This window comes from Rhizobium binxianense (assembly GCF_028994275.1).
In the GTDB taxonomy this organism is placed as follows: Bacteria; Pseudomonadota; Alphaproteobacteria; order Rhizobiales; family Rhizobiaceae; genus Rhizobium; species Rhizobium binxianense.
In genome coordinates this window covers 3,089,354-3,103,163 of sequence record NZ_CP118713.1, presented here as the reverse complement: position 1 = coordinate 3,103,163, position 13,810 = coordinate 3,089,354, and the positions used below count along the sequence as shown (strand labels likewise).

The window sequence follows — 13,810 nt, the reverse complement described above, 5'->3', positions numbered from 1 at the left end:
ATTCGTCACGATCGAACAGCGATGTGCGGCCATTTCGCGAAATGGTCCGAAGCCTGCTGCAAGGTTTCATGATAGGTTTGCGGCTCCGGCGAGCGGTGCCAAGGGTGAGACGACCGGCCTATGGGCTGGTTTTGTATTTTACCTGTTTCGCGATGTTTTCAGTGACCAGGAACAGTTATGCCGAGGGCCTTCCGCCGTTGAAAATAGTGGCTTTCGGTACATCCTTGACGGCCCGCGGGGGATGGCAGCCGTCTCTGGAGACGGGGCTTGCAGCCTGCCTGCAAAGACCGGTGAAAGTTGAAAGCGTTGCAAAGAGCGGCGAGACGTCGCTATGGGCTCTTACCCAGGTTGATCGCGTCGTTGCCGGGCAGCCGGATATCGTTCTGATCGAGCTTTACGCCAACGATGCAGCATTGCAGCGGTTCGTGTCGCTTGCGCAAAGCCGGAAGAATATCGGCGACATCCTCGACCAGCTTCGGCAGCGCCTGCCGCGAGCGCGGATCATCGTCATGGCGATGAATCCGTTTTCGGGACTGCGTGGACTGATCCGTCCCTTTGTCGGCAGCTACGTCTCGGCCCATCAGGCGGAGGCGCAGGAACGGGGTCTGGAGTTTGTCGACCACCAGCCCAACTGGCAGCGCCTGACGCCGGGGGCTCTGGCCGCGGCAATCCCTGATGGTGCCCATCCCCTGCCTGACATTGCTTCCAAAATCATCGTGCCGGAACTTGTCAAACATATTGCCGGCGACAATTGCAAAGAATGAAAGATCTCTGCCTTGCCGATCGCGTGCGCAGGGGGCTTGGGTTCAGACTGTCGCGAGATAGCCTTTGAGGTATTTGACCAGCGAAGTCCGTCCAACCTCAGACGGGTCCTCGTGCGAGGGACTGTCCAGATCTTCGAGAAGATAGTTTCTGAGATCCTCGTCGGTATGCGCGACATAGATGCCGGGCCGGCCGGCGAGCTGGCCTACCGTGGCGAGCTGATGGTCGTTTCGATGCTCGCCAAGAGACGCCTGCCGGGGAACGAGAATGATCGGTTTTCCAAACCGTTTCGCCGTCAGCACCGTGCCAATTCCCGCATGAGAGACGATAACGCTTGCATCGAAAAAGACCTTATCGAAGTCCGCGGGCTCGATATTTTTGATCCATTTCATATTCTGGGGCGTGTAGGTGCCCTTGCCGATCTGCGCCAGAACCGGCTTGGACAATTCCTTTGCGAAGGTGTCGACAGCCTTGACGAGGCGATCAAACGGCAGCTGCGTTCCGACGGTGACAAGGATCAAAGCACAGCTCCTGCGTAGTGGGGACCATCCGGCCGCGACAAATGTTGCCATTGCGTAAGCCAGAGCGTCGCGATACGGCCAGCCAATTTTCCCGACAGGGACAGCTTCTCGACGTTGGCGACGCTATCGATCCAGATCGTCCGCTTGCCCGTCAATTTGCCGGCAAGCAGGCAAAAAAGTCCGGGCGCGGCACCGGTGGAGATGATGACGTCAGGCCTGTGTCTGATGACGATGGAGAAGGCGCTGCAAAAGCACCGGATCGACATGGTAATCGAGTCGCGGCTGCAATCGGGAAGCACCAGACCGTCGCGAATGTCATATTTGGCAAGCAGGCCCGGGATGGTCGTTGCAAAGACGATATCGCAGCCCTCGAATGCGCCGCGCATGGCCATCAGCTGCTCCCAATGGCCACCTCCCGAGGAGGCGGCGAGAACCTTCAATTTTTTTTCAGTCATAGACAGGCATCTCCTATATTTGACCGATGAGAAGAGTGAAAAACAATTCTGTTCGAAAAGCGGCTGCGTCACGATAGTTCCGTCGAACTGTATCATTTTTGGCCGGGTTGGTATAAGCCTTGAAGTTCATGACGGGCCAATCACTTATGATGTTTTGGTTTGGGGCATAAGAAGCCTCGAAACTCATCTCAACATGCTCCTGCAAACAATATCAGAGAGCCGCATTCGGCTTATATTCCTGGTATGCATGTCCGAGAATCCCGTTGACCATGCCGGCGCCGCGCAGAACATGGGTGAGGGCACGCATGCCCCAATAGGGTGAAATCAGGATCGCCGGCAGCATGACCAGTCCAAGCACGACTCTCGTGGCGCCATAGGCGGCGCGATAAATCCGGCGCCTGAGGTTGCCATGCAGAACCTCGCTGACTGCGAAGGTATTGCCGAGTCGGTACTGTCTTTGCAACACCCATTTCCAGGTCATCCGGTTCGCAGGAACGATGTCATGGACAAGTGCCTTGTCAGCCCAGAAAATCTGCATGCCGCGGCGGATGGCCTGATTGAAGAAGAGATAGTCCGTACCGCCGGTGAAGCGCATCTTCTCCTCAAAACGAAGGTTCCATGAGCGGATCAGCGGATAGTCGAACATGACATTGTTCGAAGCCGCATAACCGATACGCTGGCCGTCCATGTTCTTCTTGCGCTCGAATACCCTGGCCTTGATGAAATACTCCGGCGGGTTTTCGGGATAGACCGGCTGGACCGGGCCGTAGACGCAATCGGCGCGGTTTTTCTCGCGGGTCTCCAGCATAGCGTCCAGCCAGCCGTCGACCGGCCATTCGTCATCGTCGAGAAAGCAGAAAAGGTCGGTGCCGGGAGGTGCTGAATCCAGCGCGCGGTTGCGCGCAAAGGGTATGCCCTGGTTCTGTTCGACGACGTAGATCAGATCATAAGCGCCAGTTTGGCCAAAGCCCTCCACCGTTGCCTTTGCGCTGCCGGCCGCATCGTTGTCCACGACCACCATGGTGAGATGAAAGGGGCGGGCCGGGTGCCGGATCTGACGCGTCATGACGTCGAGCAGCTTGGCGATCCCGTCCAGACGCCGATAGGTCAGCACGCCGACGGCGATCTTCAACGGCGCGGCGCCCGCGGCCATGCCGGCGGACGACTGCGAGAAGGTTTCTTGCTGGTTCACGACTGTCCTCTCCGCAGCATATTTCCCAAACGCTTGCGCGCCGCCATCAAGGCCACTTCGGTTGCGGCAGCATCGCCGAACGGACCGCCGGCGACCGCGCTGCGAGCTTCCCCCCGGAGCCTCAGCAGCGATGTCGTTTCGGCAATGCCGCCGGCCACCAGGCTCTTGCCGAGTGCCTGCAGCCCATCATAGCGACGCGCCAGCTCCAGTCCCGTCGCAATCATGATCCGCGGGCGCAATGTCTTTGCCCTGCTCGTTCCCGTATAGCGGTTCGACGCATGAATGCGCTGAAACGTCAGCGGTGTTTCGACGATGGCGCCGCGGCCGAGATAGGCAGCGGCAAACTTGATATAGTTGTCGCTGAGGACGACGTCTGCGGCGACGGTCATGGGCAGGATCTGCGACAGTAGGCTGCGGCGGAAGCTCAGGCCCGATGTCGGAACGGGAAGCGAGGGGAAGCCGCCTCTGCGAAGCGTTTCCCGCTTGTCGAACAATGTCAGTTGCAATTCCGCAGAAGGTTGGTCGCCTTCATTGGTCGTCACCCGATCGAAACACCAGTCGATCTCGTTGCGATCGTAGATCTCGGCTATCCGCGCAAGTTTACCGGGCAGAAACGCGTCATCGGCATCGAGGAGAAACAGGATATCACCGCTCGCGGCCGCAAAACCGGCGTTGAAACTCGAGGCTTGGCCGCCATTTTCCTTCAACACGCACAGGATCTCCTCGCCATAGGAGGCGAGAATCTCCCTGGAATCATCCGTCGAGCCATCGTCGACCACGATCACTTCGAAGTCGGGGTAGGCCTGCGACAGAACGCTGTCGATGCATGGGCGCAGAAAGCGCCCGTAATTGAAGTTGTTGATGAGCACCGAGAGTTTCAAATTACCGCCTCCTGGGCCAATCGATCACCGCGCCAGCGTCTGGGGCGCGTATCGGCGAATTCCGGCGCGATACCCACGCATGTAGTAATATTTCCAGATCGCCCAAAAACGCTTCTTCGATTGCGGCAAGAGATAGAGCATGGCTGCCCGCAATCCCCATTGCGCGCTTTCGATCCAGGTCGGAAGCGGAACTCCGCTTAACCTTACCCCTCCCGGCACTTCGTCGGGAAAGAGTGCCGGCATGCCATAACCAAGCCGTTCGCCGCGCTTCTGTACCCAATGCTCGGTGACACTCGATGCCGGAATCCAGTGATGAACCACGGCCTCGGCGCATCGATAGGATTTGGCGCCATTTGCCGCCAGGCGAATGATGATCTCGGCATCTTCGCCCATGGCAAATATCGGTCCCGGAAGAGGACCGATATCTTCCCGGTAGCGCACGCTCGTTCCCAGCAGCTCCCGCCGAATGATCGTGTTCGGGCCCCAGACTTTTGTCGGGTCACACGGTCCGCTTTGCGTTTCATCGACGATCGCAAATGTCGATCCCATCGGAATCCACTCGATAAAGCGGTCCTTCGGTTCCTTTTCCCAATCGGGGACGATTCTGCCGCCGAAGACGCCATAGCCCGGATGGGCGGTGGCGCAGTCGACGATGGCTTTCAGCCAGTTCGGTTCGGCGCGAATATCGTCGTCGGTGAGGACGACGAGATCTCCCTTTACCCGATCCAAGCCCAAATTCAGCGCGCCGGATTTTCCCGGTTTGTGCTGCTGCAGGATGGTGATCGGAAGCGTCTCGCTATATGAATTCAAAAGGTCGAACGTGCCGTCATTGCTGTTGTTGTCGATAGCAACCAATTCCCACCGATCATGGGGAAGCTCCTGGCGCACCAAGGAATCCAACATCTGGCGCAGCCGGCGGCTGGCGCCATTGTAGGATGCAAAGAGCACGCTGACGAATAGATCCGACATCAGTGAACAACCCTCTTGGTGAAGTCGAAAGAGAAAAGCGTCATATTTTGACTGCCTGTGCGATGTTCGAGCGAATGGGTTTTACGCCGGGTTCGACCGCGTCTTGCCGAAGAATTCGCGCCTATGCGTTTCGCCGAGTACCCTCAGCTTACGAAGATTGCGTAGCCAGCGCCGCGGTTTGGTGAGCACGCCGCGGTTCAGGAAATACTGTCGCAGCAGGCTCGGTGCCTGACTATGCGATCCGCCATGCGCAACCCGGTATACTGCTCCGCGAAAGGGGAGTTTCGCAAGCGGCGCCCCGCGTTGCGCCAGAATCTTGGCGATACGGACATGGCTGCCCAGCATCGACTTGATCCAGTCGAGCGAAGCATCCTCAAATCGGTTCGGCACATCGTAGAGATCGGCACGGATGATCAAGGATGTGCCGCAGAGATGGCTGAAGTCATCATGGCCGAGGAGGAAATTGCCGCCATCGTCCCAGATGTAACCGTGGTCGATCGTCCAGCCGTTGGCGTCCCGATTCTCGGACGCGTGCTGCACGATCCGAGAGCTGACGAAGTCATCGTCGTCGACAATCATGAAAAAGCGGCTGTCGGCGGCGTTCAGCATGCCGCTCAGAACCCGCCGGCCCTTGTCCACGCGGAAGGCGTCAAGGAAGTCTTCCTTGCTGCCCTTTCCGAGTTCATGCAGGTCGTTCGGCGGAAAAGTCACGCGGACGGCAGAAAACTTTTCCGGTAGTTCAGGCAGATCGGCCCCTTCATTCGCAACGATGATTCCCCGCCAGTCTCCATTAGTCTGGTTGGAAATGGAGGCCACGGTCTGGGTGAGATTTGCCTTCAGCCTGCTCCAATCGCGGGCATTGTCCTGATGTCGGACCGGGATGATGAAGGTAACGAGTGGCATCCAATAACCCCCTTAAGCCCGCAAGCCCACAGCTTCTTTGTTATCGATACGCCCCTTGATCGCCTGGTGACGCGCCCACTCGATCCCGTCTTCGAGCGAGGTTGCCTTGTATGAAAGATCCGTTCCGCCGGAGAAAGCATTCATGAAACGGCGGATCTTTCCATAGCTATTATCCAGTACGGCATGCGGACGGCCGAGCAGCAGCGAGCAGATATGGACGTGCAGGCGATCGGTGACGATGGCGCGAGCCCGCGAAATCTGGCTGATGCCGCGTTCGAAGCGGTTGTGCGCTGCGGCGTCGAGCCTGCGCAAGGCAACTTCGCTCGGCTTCAATGCAAGATAGGCCGAAGCTACCCCCAGCTTCTTGGCGATATTCACCTTCCTTTTCGACTCCGTGATCCAGTCCTCCACCGGAATGTCGGAAGGGATCTTGCGATCGGTGCCGCCAACCCGTTCCGCGTCCTCCCGCAACATGGCGAGGACGGGAATTTGCGTCGCCCTTTCCGCAAGCGGGCCGATGGCGAAAGCCATATCGGGGCATAGTCGCACGGTGCAGTCGAAATGTTTCTCGGAAAATTCCTTCGATTCTTCGTCACGCACGAGCAGAACGAAATTCTTGTGACGCCCGATTGCCCGTTTGGACTGCTCGATGCGCTCAGGCGAACTATAATGTATCGACTGCGGGAACTGGATGATCTGGCGATCCGGGAAACGCTCCATGATCATTTCGCGGAAATCCTGGTGAGCAACCCAGATATCGCCGAAATTGCCGCCGCCGTGAATGAAGATCGGGCCCGTGGGAACCCGCCGTTTCAGCTCGTCGGCGGAGAAGTCGTAGAGCCTTGAAACATAGTCCGGACGCTTGCCGAAGCGATCCTTGAGATAGGCCATCTCACCCAGCCAGATCGCCGAGTCGCCGCAATTGCGGATGTCCGGAAAGTCGAGAATGGCGAGCGGTTCCTCGCGCGAGACATAGTCCTTCAGGCAATCATGGATCATGCCATTGAGTTTCGCGATCAGCTCAGATCTGGATTGGCTGGTCATTCTGCCTCTCTTGTTGATGTTCGTTTAAATTCAGGCCGACTTGGGTACGGCAATACGTTTGGCTTTTGACAGAAACTTGACAAAGATACGCTGAACTTCGGTTTCCGGGCCATCTGGCTTCTTCATCGCAAGCCAAAGGACAAAACTGGAACCGACATAGAGAATGCCGCCGGTGACGACGAGGATGGCCAGGTGAAGGGCCAGCGCCGTCTTGTCGGTCGGCGTGTTCAGGATATGCGACAATCCCCAGACGCCTGCGGCCATCAAGGCGACGCTGGCAAGCGCGCGGAAGTTGGCCGCGAGCTGTTGGAAGAATGGCAGATTGATCAAACGCTTGACGAGAAGCATGTTGACCGCGGTGGAAATCAGGCCCGTCACCACACGTGCATAGACGACACCAGGCAGTCCGGCCATCATCAGGCCGGCGATGATGATGGGAACGCGGACCACCAGCATCTGCGTGTCGCGGATGAACAGCAGCTTGGTATGGCCCTTTGCCATGCCCAGCGGCTGGACGAGCGAACCGAGGGTCTGCAACGCAAACACCGATGCGAGCGCCTGGACGATGAAGATCGCCGGAACCCACTTCTCTCCCAGGGCAAGCCGCATCATCGGATCGGCGACAACAGCCATGCCGATTCCCGCCGGAAGCGCCACCGCCGCCAGCAGCGCCTGCGCGCGTTGATAGGCTGCGACAAGCCGGACCGGATCGTTGCGGACCTTGGAAAAGCCCGGGTAAATCGTCTGGTTCAACGGCGCCGTCGCCTCGCGCGTCGGCAGCGTCGACAGGGTGTTGCCGACAGTATAGTGACCAAGTTGCGTGGCGCCCAGCATCTTGCCGATCAGCAGATATTCGATCCGCCAGTTCAGCGTGTTGACGATCTGTCCGGCCGTCAGCCACACCGAGAAGGAAAACAATTCCCGGGCATGGCGGAAGGTTATGCGCGGCCAGAACGGCAGGACGGTGTAGGACACGATGATATTGGTCACCTGATAGGCAAGCGTGCCGATAACGAGCGCCCAATAACTCTGATAGATCGCGGCAATTGCCACTGTCACAATGAAACCAACCAGCTTTTGCGAGACGTTCAGCACGAACTCCTGCCAGAAGATCAGATCGCGCTGGAGCATGATGCGGCGTGGATTGGCGAGACCGCTCAGGAGCAGGCTGAAACTCAGGGCAAGCATCACGCTGGTCAGCCGAGGTTCGTTATAAAATTCGGCGATCGGATAAGACGCGGCGGCAAACAGCAGCGCCAAGACGGCGCTTCTTGTCACGCTCAATGTCCAAACCGCGCTGAAATGGCTTTCGCTGGGAGACTCGTGGCGGATGAGCGCCTGATTGAGCGAAAGTTCGGTGACCGAACTCAAGATAACCTGGATCGTCGTTGCAATGGCGACGAGACCAAAATCCGCCGGTACGAGATACCAGGCGAGGACGAAGGTGCTGAGTGCCGAAAGCCCGTTGACGATGGCGCGGGACAGACTCAGCCACATGCTGCCCTGAATCAGTCGGTCGGTCACGCTGCTCATGGGCGAACCGCTCCTGATGTCGAGGACCTTGACCATTTGAGCAGGCCGCATGCCGATCCAAAATGCTTCTGCTCCTCGCGGGCGCAGAGGATATTGATGGAGTTAGAAAGCATCATGCCTTGTTGCCTCGTCACGAAACCGATTGCGACCTCAAAGGGCGCTTGCCGTTTTCTTGGAAAAATCTTGCTTCAGCCGATTCAGCTCGGCCAGCATTTTCTCGTGCGCTCTTGCGATAGACACATCCGTGCTGAGTTGGCCCGACTTTTCTGCCACCCGCTGCAATGTCTTGACCGTCGATCCGAAGACATAGTTGCCGGTCAGTTGGCGGATACGGCGGTGACGGAAGGTTATGTTTTTCAGCAGGTAGGTGTTTTTCCGCACCAGCGACGCTCCTGCTTCAACGAGGTTCGACGGGCCGATCGGATCGAAATCGATTTCCAGATCAAGTGCACTCGCCCAGTCGTACCACTTGGCTCTGTTCCCTGGCGCGATCGGCCGGATCGCCCGCCATGGAACGCGCAGCGCGTCCGATATAATGCAGCCATGCATTGCCTCGGAGACGACTTTATGTGATGCGCTGATTTCGGTCAGAACCTTTTCCACCGACCAGCGCGGATCGATATAGTGGATGCCGGCGAGATCGCAGACCTTATCCCAGCTGCCGTACATGGCGCTTTCATAGTGCGGCATGAAGGAGACCGGATAACGCTTCTCGATGTTCTTGGCATCCCAGCAGCTGCGCGTCAGGATGCCGGAATCGCCGATGGCGTAGCTCGGATCTATGCCGAGGACTTCGGCGGTCTTCTTTCCGCGCACGAAATAGAATGTCCAGTTGCTGTCGACCTTCGGCGGGTTGGTGTATCCGCCATAACCGGAACCGAAGACGATCTTCTGCATGTTCGGGTCGAAATTGTCGTAGAGGATCGAACCGATGCCGAGAAAGAGCTGACCTTCGTCATCGTCGAAGAAGCCGGGCAGCAAGCGCTCCCAAAGCCAATGGTTCAGCTCGTCGCCAAAATTTTCGTGTTTCCCTCGGTAGGCAAACATCTTCATCGTGCTTCTCCAGTCGGCAAGTGCGTCACGTTCTGCGAGATCGTCTCGTCCTCGCGTGCCATGCGTCCGTAACGTGAAATGATCTTGATGTCGCTGCGGATTACCTTTGCCGGATTGCCCGCTACGAGGGAGCGTGGCGGAACGCTCTTGGTCACCACCGCGCCGGAGCCGATGACGCATTCGTCGCCGATTTCGACACCCGGCAGAATGATGCTGCGGGCGCCGATGAAGCAGCGTTTGCCGATTCTCGTGTGAAGATAGAGCCCGCGCGTCAGGTCGTGGGTCAGGATCGCGGCTTCAAAGGCGACATAGGTTTCCGCGCCGATATGCAATCCCTTCGGATTGGTCTTGTCGAACCGCACGCTCAGCGAAAAGCTGGCCGTCGGATCGATGTCCATTCCCCAGAACTTCGTATAGTAGAGCCATTTGGCCGTCACAATTCCGTTGCGCAGCGGCCGAAATACGTTCAGTCCCCACTTCGGCTTTTTTCCTGTCTGCACCATCAAGTCCGACCCCGGCTGGAAAATTCGTCTAGCACGGAACTGTAATAGTCCTCGAGCATCCCCGTCTGACGACGTAAGTCGAAGTGCTCGGCCACCAGAAGCGGTGCCCGCGCGCTGAAGGCTGTCCACAGGGCCTGGTCGTTGAGCAGTCTTCCGACCGCTTCCGCCATTCCTGCGACATCCCGCTCCTCCACGAGATAACCAGTTTTCCCCTCTTCTATCGCTTCGCCCACGCCTCCCGAGCGAAATGCGACGACCGGAGTTCCGACGGCTTCCGCCTCGAGATTGGCGAGGCCGAAAGCTTCGGCGTGACCATTATCGAGGGTCACGCTTCCGTGGAGATAAAGCTCAGCACTGGCGAGCAGATCCCTTATCTCCGTCTGCGACAGATTTTCATGGATCGTGACGCTTGGCAAGGAACGACGTGCCAGTGCTTCGATTTCCTCCTTCAACGGACCCTGTCCGACCATGACGAATTCGACCGGAGTGCCGGCAGCCGCCACGCGGGACAGCGCATCGATCATGAAACGATGGCCCTTGTAGTCGACGAAGCGAGCAATTGAAACCACCAATCCTTTTTTTCGGGGACGGGGTTCCATTTTGAAGAGATCGAGATCGATGCCGATATGATGGCGAAAGACCCGGTCGGCGCGAAAGCCGAGCGCCAGCAGCCGGTCGCGGATGAAATCGGAAACGGCGATATTCCAGCTGTTCCAGCCGGCCATCTCGCTCCGGCCTTTGGCGAAGAAGCGCACCTGATTGAAGCCGCCCGGCTTTTTCGGGTCGCCGCCATAGGTCGCGTCGAAACCGTGGAAGGTGGTGACGAGCGGTTTGCCCGCGGCGCGTGCCAAGGGCCCGATGACATAACCGTTCTTGCCGAAATGGGCGTGAACGAGATCGGCTTTGCCGATCACCGGAAAGAGGAAGGGAAGGCCGATCTGCGGGATTTTGAGAAGCAGTTCTCCGGCGCGTGCGATGGGGGACCGACGGATGTCATGAACCGGAACGGTGGATTTTTTGGTATGGGCGGAAGAAATTCGCGAGCCGGCAAGAATTTCAGCTTCGAACGAACGAAATGCCACCGCCTGGTTGAGAACAAACGCCTGGCTGGCAGGCAAAAATTTTTCCACGTAAATAACGGCTTTTCTCATGAATCTGTCGATGTCTCCGTTGTCTTGCGCATCACATCGCCTCTATTGCCCGTCGGATGCCATCAACCGCACTTCTCGGCGCATTGCTTTCGTCGTAAAGATTAACGCGCTTCGTGCACGCCGCATCCGGACCGGTGCCCTTCTCATCGGGCTCGCCGTATTTTTCCGACATGCCCCATACTGTCACGCCTTTCAAGTCGCCACGCTCGGCGGCCACGGTGATCACGTCGCCGAAAATATCGGCGTATGACGCTGGCGAAAAGCCTTTGTCGCGGTTCAGGAAGTGGCAGGACGCATCGAGTTCGGTGATGAAAACGCCGACACCCATGTCCTTCAGCGCCGCGCAGAAACGCCCCATTCCTTCCGGGTCGATCCGGTCGAAGCCGGGACGGAAATGCGCCTGCAGCCCCACCGCGTTGATCGGCGTTTTCCGGGCGACGAGATCCTCGACGATTTTCAAGATGCGCACCCGCTTCTGTTCGAACACGTCGGATTTTTTCTCCAGATGCGTTTCATTGAGCACCAGCGTCGCACCGGGATTGGCCTGATGTGCCATGTCGAAACTCATACGGATATAATCGTCGCCAAGAAGGCGGCGGAAAACACAATCCCGCAGATCCGGCGCATCATATTCCAATGGCTCGTTCACCACATCCCAAGCGTCGATCGAGTTCTTATAGCGAGTGACAACCTGTTTTATATGACGGTTCATCGCCACCTGAAGGGTCTTCGCGTCGGTGATATCAGACACCCACTCCGGAACGCGATACCAGATCAGCGTATGGCCATAAACCCTCATGTTGTTTTTTCGCGCAAACGCAACCATCCGGTCGGCGCTTCCGAAGCTGAAAACGCCCGGCCGCTTTTCCGTCGCATTCCACTTCAGCTCGTTTCGCGGCGTTATCGAATTGACGTTGTCGATGTAGATCTCGGAAGCGATCGGATCGTTGATGCTCTGCAGGTCGATTGCCGATCCGAATCGGAACGCCTTGCTGTCGGCAAGGGCGCGCAGCCCTTTGGCCGGAGGCACCTGTGCAAGGGCCCGGCCCGCGCGGACATACAACAAAGCGAGCGGAACCGAGGCGAGGAAACGTCTTCTCTTCATTCTATCTCTCACTGTTGGCTTTTTTCATGTCCGCGCTGGAAATTGAAGGGCCGAGCGTGTCGGCAATGATCCATCGCGGGATTCGCGTTCAATTCAGTAGAGTAATGCAACCTCAAATATACTTTCGCCGTAGGGGATATTGTCAGTCTCTGCTAGACTTGCCGGCCTGCTCCAAGATATAAATCGTTCCGGAGGGCGCTCGTGATGGAAGAGTGGTTTAGCTATCTGATGAGCTGTTTTCATATGGCATTGCAAAATGCCGTTTTTTTTATGGCGACTGTTCGAAACGATCCATCTTTTCTCGATGATTGGCAGTTCGCAGCTCTTGTCCTCGGCCTCCTCGGCATCATTGTACTCCTGGTCGCTGCGCTCGTCAGAATGTCGTGGCGGTTGCAGCGATCGGAGATCGTCATTCGCTCGCTGAACGACGACCTTGCGCAAGTCACGCAGGATCTCAATGTCGAGCGTGTCTGGCGCCTGGCGGGCGGGGACAGCACCGAACGGCCGAGTGCGGGCAGTCTGAAAGAGCTTTACAAGATTTTGGCCAGACGTCACGAGGATGCAAGTTACATGGTGTGACCAGTCGGCGCGTAGTGCGCGGCCGGAAACCTAAAGCGCGTCGCGATATTTCAGATTCGCTCCTTGCGCTTTAGCTCTTTGTTTTTACGCATGTCTCGGCAAAAGCGTTTCACGCTTTGCCTGGCAAAACCGCTGCACACTTTTGCGCGACATGCTTTAATACCGATGTTGCGGGCTTTCTGCTGGCGTCCCGGCATCGGTGGGCGTCGATACTGATTCCGGTTGTCGGCTGCCGGTCTCGGCCGTGGGGTTCGGCGATGGTAGCCATATTCTGCCGGAGAAATAATTTCTCGTTCTTTTCTGTGGTCCCGAGGTCGCATCCAGCGACAGCGTGAAATTATAGCGTCCGGGGTTGAGCACCTCACGGCTGAAAGTGATGCTGGCTCCGAAGCCGTCTTCCTTGATGTCCCTGAGATTTTTGATCGCATTCAGCGTCTCATGAAAATCGAGCCATTGCGGTTGCCGCAACATGGTTTCGAAAATTCGCAGAATGCCGGGATCGAGCTGGCCATTCTGATCCGTCTCAGGATTGATGATTTTCACTCGCATATTGTTGATCGTGCCGGCGGCGTCGCCGCGAACGATGACGAAGACTGAGCTCGGAAGCTGATCCTTCTCCCGCTTGCGGCTATGCTCGAAAAAGCATTCGAACGTATCGGCATTAAAGCTCGCCGCCGCCCAATCACTGGTTTCCATGCCGGCGGTGCGCAGCGCCGCGCACATTGCCGGCCCGGATATCCGCCATGTCCGCAGAAAAGTCGACGCGGTCTGTACCATCGGTGGCTCGATGATATGCCCAGGGAGTGTAAAGATGGCCGGGGGCGTTGGGCGAGGGAGGGCTTTGGGCGGCGGCGGCTTGATTTCAGGGGGAAAGAGATCGAAGCCAAAATAATGGCCGACCGTCTTCAAGTGTTTCATATCGTTGGAAAGAAGCACCGTCCCCATGACCAGCGAGAGGGAGATCGTCAGCAGCAGCCAGAAGACCACGGGGATCTTCGGTTTTCCCACCGGCTGTTTGGCATTTGCGGACGATGAATTCTCGGGCAAGCTTGTCTTCTCCGGTGCGAGAAGGGTTTCGATCGGGCTGTCTAAACCCAGCAGTATACATTTATCCGTTAAATATCTTTGGCTTCGTGTCGGCAATTGGGCGCCTTTGTGC

The 13,810-nt window shown here is 57.5% G+C and carries 15 protein-coding genes; 2 read left to right on the top strand and 13 right to left on the bottom strand.

The genetic code is table 11. The features are described from left to right. Window positions 1-68: 68 nt before the first annotated feature. The gene (locus tag PO860_RS15375) at window positions 69-764 is read left to right on the top strand and encodes an SGNH/GDSL hydrolase family protein (RefSeq protein ID WP_183608343.1); all 696 of its coding nucleotides are present in this window, start codon (window positions 69-71) and stop codon (window positions 762-764) included. 42 nt (window positions 765-806) lie between these two features. On the opposite strand, the gene PO860_RS15370 is transcribed toward PO860_RS15375, so the two are convergent. From PO860_RS15370 to PO860_RS15315, 12 genes are all read right to left on the bottom strand, one after another. Further along, the gene (locus PO860_RS15370) at window positions 807-1,283 is read right to left on the bottom strand and encodes a glycosyltransferase (protein WP_183607875.1); all 477 of its coding nucleotides are present in this window, start codon (window positions 1,281-1,283) and stop codon (window positions 807-809) included. Continuing rightward, window positions 1,280-1,738 (bottom strand): glycosyltransferase family protein, encoded by a 459-nt coding sequence (locus PO860_RS15365; protein ID WP_183607876.1) that lies wholly within the window; start codon window positions 1,736-1,738, stop codon window positions 1,280-1,282. Before PO860_RS15365 ends, PO860_RS15370 begins: the two co-directional genes overlap by 4 nt. Before the next feature lie 211 nt (window positions 1,739-1,949). Next, window positions 1,950-2,930 carry a glycosyltransferase family 2 protein gene (locus PO860_RS15360; RefSeq protein WP_183607877.1) on the bottom strand — a complete coding sequence of 327 codons (981 nt, stop codon included), beginning with the start codon at window positions 2,928-2,930 and terminating at the stop codon, window positions 1,950-1,952. Further along, window positions 2,927-3,811: a glycosyltransferase family 2 protein gene (locus PO860_RS15355; protein WP_183607878.1), complete on the bottom strand. Its 885-nt coding sequence runs from the start codon at window positions 3,809-3,811 to the stop codon at window positions 2,927-2,929. The genes PO860_RS15360 and PO860_RS15355 overlap by 4 nt, the downstream gene beginning before the upstream one ends. Window positions 3,812-3,835: 24 nt before the next feature. Further along, entirely contained in the window at window positions 3,836-4,780 is a 945-nt protein-coding gene (locus tag PO860_RS15350; RefSeq protein ID WP_183607879.1) for a glycosyltransferase family 2 protein, read from the bottom strand. Window positions 4,781-4,861: 81 nt separating this feature from the next. After that, on the bottom strand, window positions 4,862-5,683 hold the full coding sequence (locus PO860_RS15345) for a galactosyl transferase (RefSeq protein ID WP_273884553.1): 822 nt from the start codon (window positions 5,681-5,683) through the stop codon (window positions 4,862-4,864). 12 nt (window positions 5,684-5,695) lie between these two features. Further along, on the bottom strand, window positions 5,696-6,727 hold the full coding sequence (locus PO860_RS15340; RefSeq protein WP_183607881.1) for a polysaccharide pyruvyl transferase family protein: 1,032 nt from the start codon (window positions 6,725-6,727) through the stop codon (window positions 5,696-5,698). A gap of 30 nt (window positions 6,728-6,757) precedes the next feature. After that, window positions 6,758-8,260, bottom strand: a complete 1,503-nt coding sequence (locus tag PO860_RS15335; RefSeq protein WP_273884552.1) for a lipopolysaccharide biosynthesis protein — start codon at window positions 8,258-8,260, stop codon at window positions 6,758-6,760. A gap of 150 nt (window positions 8,261-8,410) precedes the next feature. After that, complete coding sequence (pssM, locus tag PO860_RS15330) at window positions 8,411-9,313, bottom strand: exopolysaccharide glucosyl ketal-pyruvate-transferase (RefSeq protein ID WP_273884551.1); 903 nt, start codon at window positions 9,311-9,313, stop codon at window positions 8,411-8,413. Beyond that, window positions 9,310-9,816, bottom strand: coding sequence for an acyltransferase (locus tag PO860_RS15325; protein WP_273884671.1), 507 nt, complete (start codon window positions 9,814-9,816; stop codon window positions 9,310-9,312). The genes pssM and PO860_RS15325 overlap by 4 nt, the downstream gene beginning before the upstream one ends. Next, window positions 9,816-10,967 carry a glycosyltransferase gene (locus PO860_RS15320; protein ID WP_183607885.1) on the bottom strand — a complete coding sequence of 384 codons (1,152 nt, stop codon included), beginning with the start codon at window positions 10,965-10,967 and terminating at the stop codon, window positions 9,816-9,818. Before PO860_RS15320 ends, PO860_RS15325 begins: the two co-directional genes overlap by 1 nt. Before the next feature lie 31 nt (window positions 10,968-10,998). After that, a complete protein-coding gene (locus tag PO860_RS15315) occupies window positions 10,999-12,072 on the bottom strand; it encodes an endo-1,4-beta-xylanase (RefSeq protein ID WP_273884548.1) in 1,074 nt (357 codons plus the stop codon). Between the two features lie 204 nt (window positions 12,073-12,276). On the opposite strand from PO860_RS15315, the gene PO860_RS15310 reads away from it, so the two are divergent. Beyond that, entirely contained in the window at window positions 12,277-12,651 is a 375-nt protein-coding gene (locus PO860_RS15310) for a hypothetical protein (RefSeq protein ID WP_273884547.1), read from the top strand. Window positions 12,652-12,807: 156 nt separating this feature from the next. On the opposite strand, the gene PO860_RS15305 is transcribed toward PO860_RS15310, so the two are convergent. Then, window positions 12,808-13,698 (bottom strand): DUF6030 family protein, encoded by an 891-nt coding sequence (locus PO860_RS15305; protein ID WP_273884546.1) that lies wholly within the window; start codon window positions 13,696-13,698, stop codon window positions 12,808-12,810. Between the last annotated feature and the right edge of the window lie 112 nt (window positions 13,699-13,810).

Bases quoted from the DNA above. Each gene is read 5' to 3' on its own strand.
- PO860_RS15375 (WP_183608343.1), top strand. From the start codon at position 69: ATGATAGGTTTGCGGCTCCGGCGAGCGGTGCCAAGGGTGAGACGACCG.
- PO860_RS15365 (WP_183607876.1), bottom strand. From the start codon at position 1,738: ATGACTGAAAAAAAATTGAAGGTTCTCGCCGCCTCCTCGGGAGGTGGC.
- PO860_RS15350 (WP_183607879.1), bottom strand. From the start codon at position 4,780: ATGTCGGATCTATTCGTCAGCGTGCTCTTTGCATCCTACAATGGCGCC.
- PO860_RS15345 (WP_273884553.1), bottom strand. From the start codon at position 5,683: ATGCCACTCGTTACCTTCATCATCCCGGTCCGACATCAGGACAATGCC.
- PO860_RS15340 (WP_183607881.1), bottom strand. From the start codon at position 6,727: ATGACCAGCCAATCCAGATCTGAGCTGATCGCGAAACTCAATGGCATG.
- PO860_RS15335 (WP_273884552.1), bottom strand. From the start codon at position 8,260: ATGAGCAGCGTGACCGACCGACTGATTCAGGGCAGCATGTGGCTGAGT.
- pssM (WP_273884551.1), bottom strand. From the start codon at position 9,313: ATGAAGATGTTTGCCTACCGAGGGAAACACGAAAATTTTGGCGACGAG.
- PO860_RS15325 (WP_273884671.1), bottom strand. From the start codon at position 9,816: ATGGTGCAGACAGGAAAAAAGCCGAAGTGGGGACTGAACGTATTTCGG.
- PO860_RS15320 (WP_183607885.1), bottom strand. From the start codon at position 10,967: ATGAGAAAAGCCGTTATTTACGTGGAAAAATTTTTGCCTGCCAGCCAG.
- PO860_RS15315 (WP_273884548.1), bottom strand. From the start codon at position 12,072: ATGAAGAGAAGACGTTTCCTCGCCTCGGTTCCGCTCGCTTTGTTGTAT.
- PO860_RS15310 (WP_273884547.1), top strand. From the start codon at position 12,277: ATGGAAGAGTGGTTTAGCTATCTGATGAGCTGTTTTCATATGGCATTG.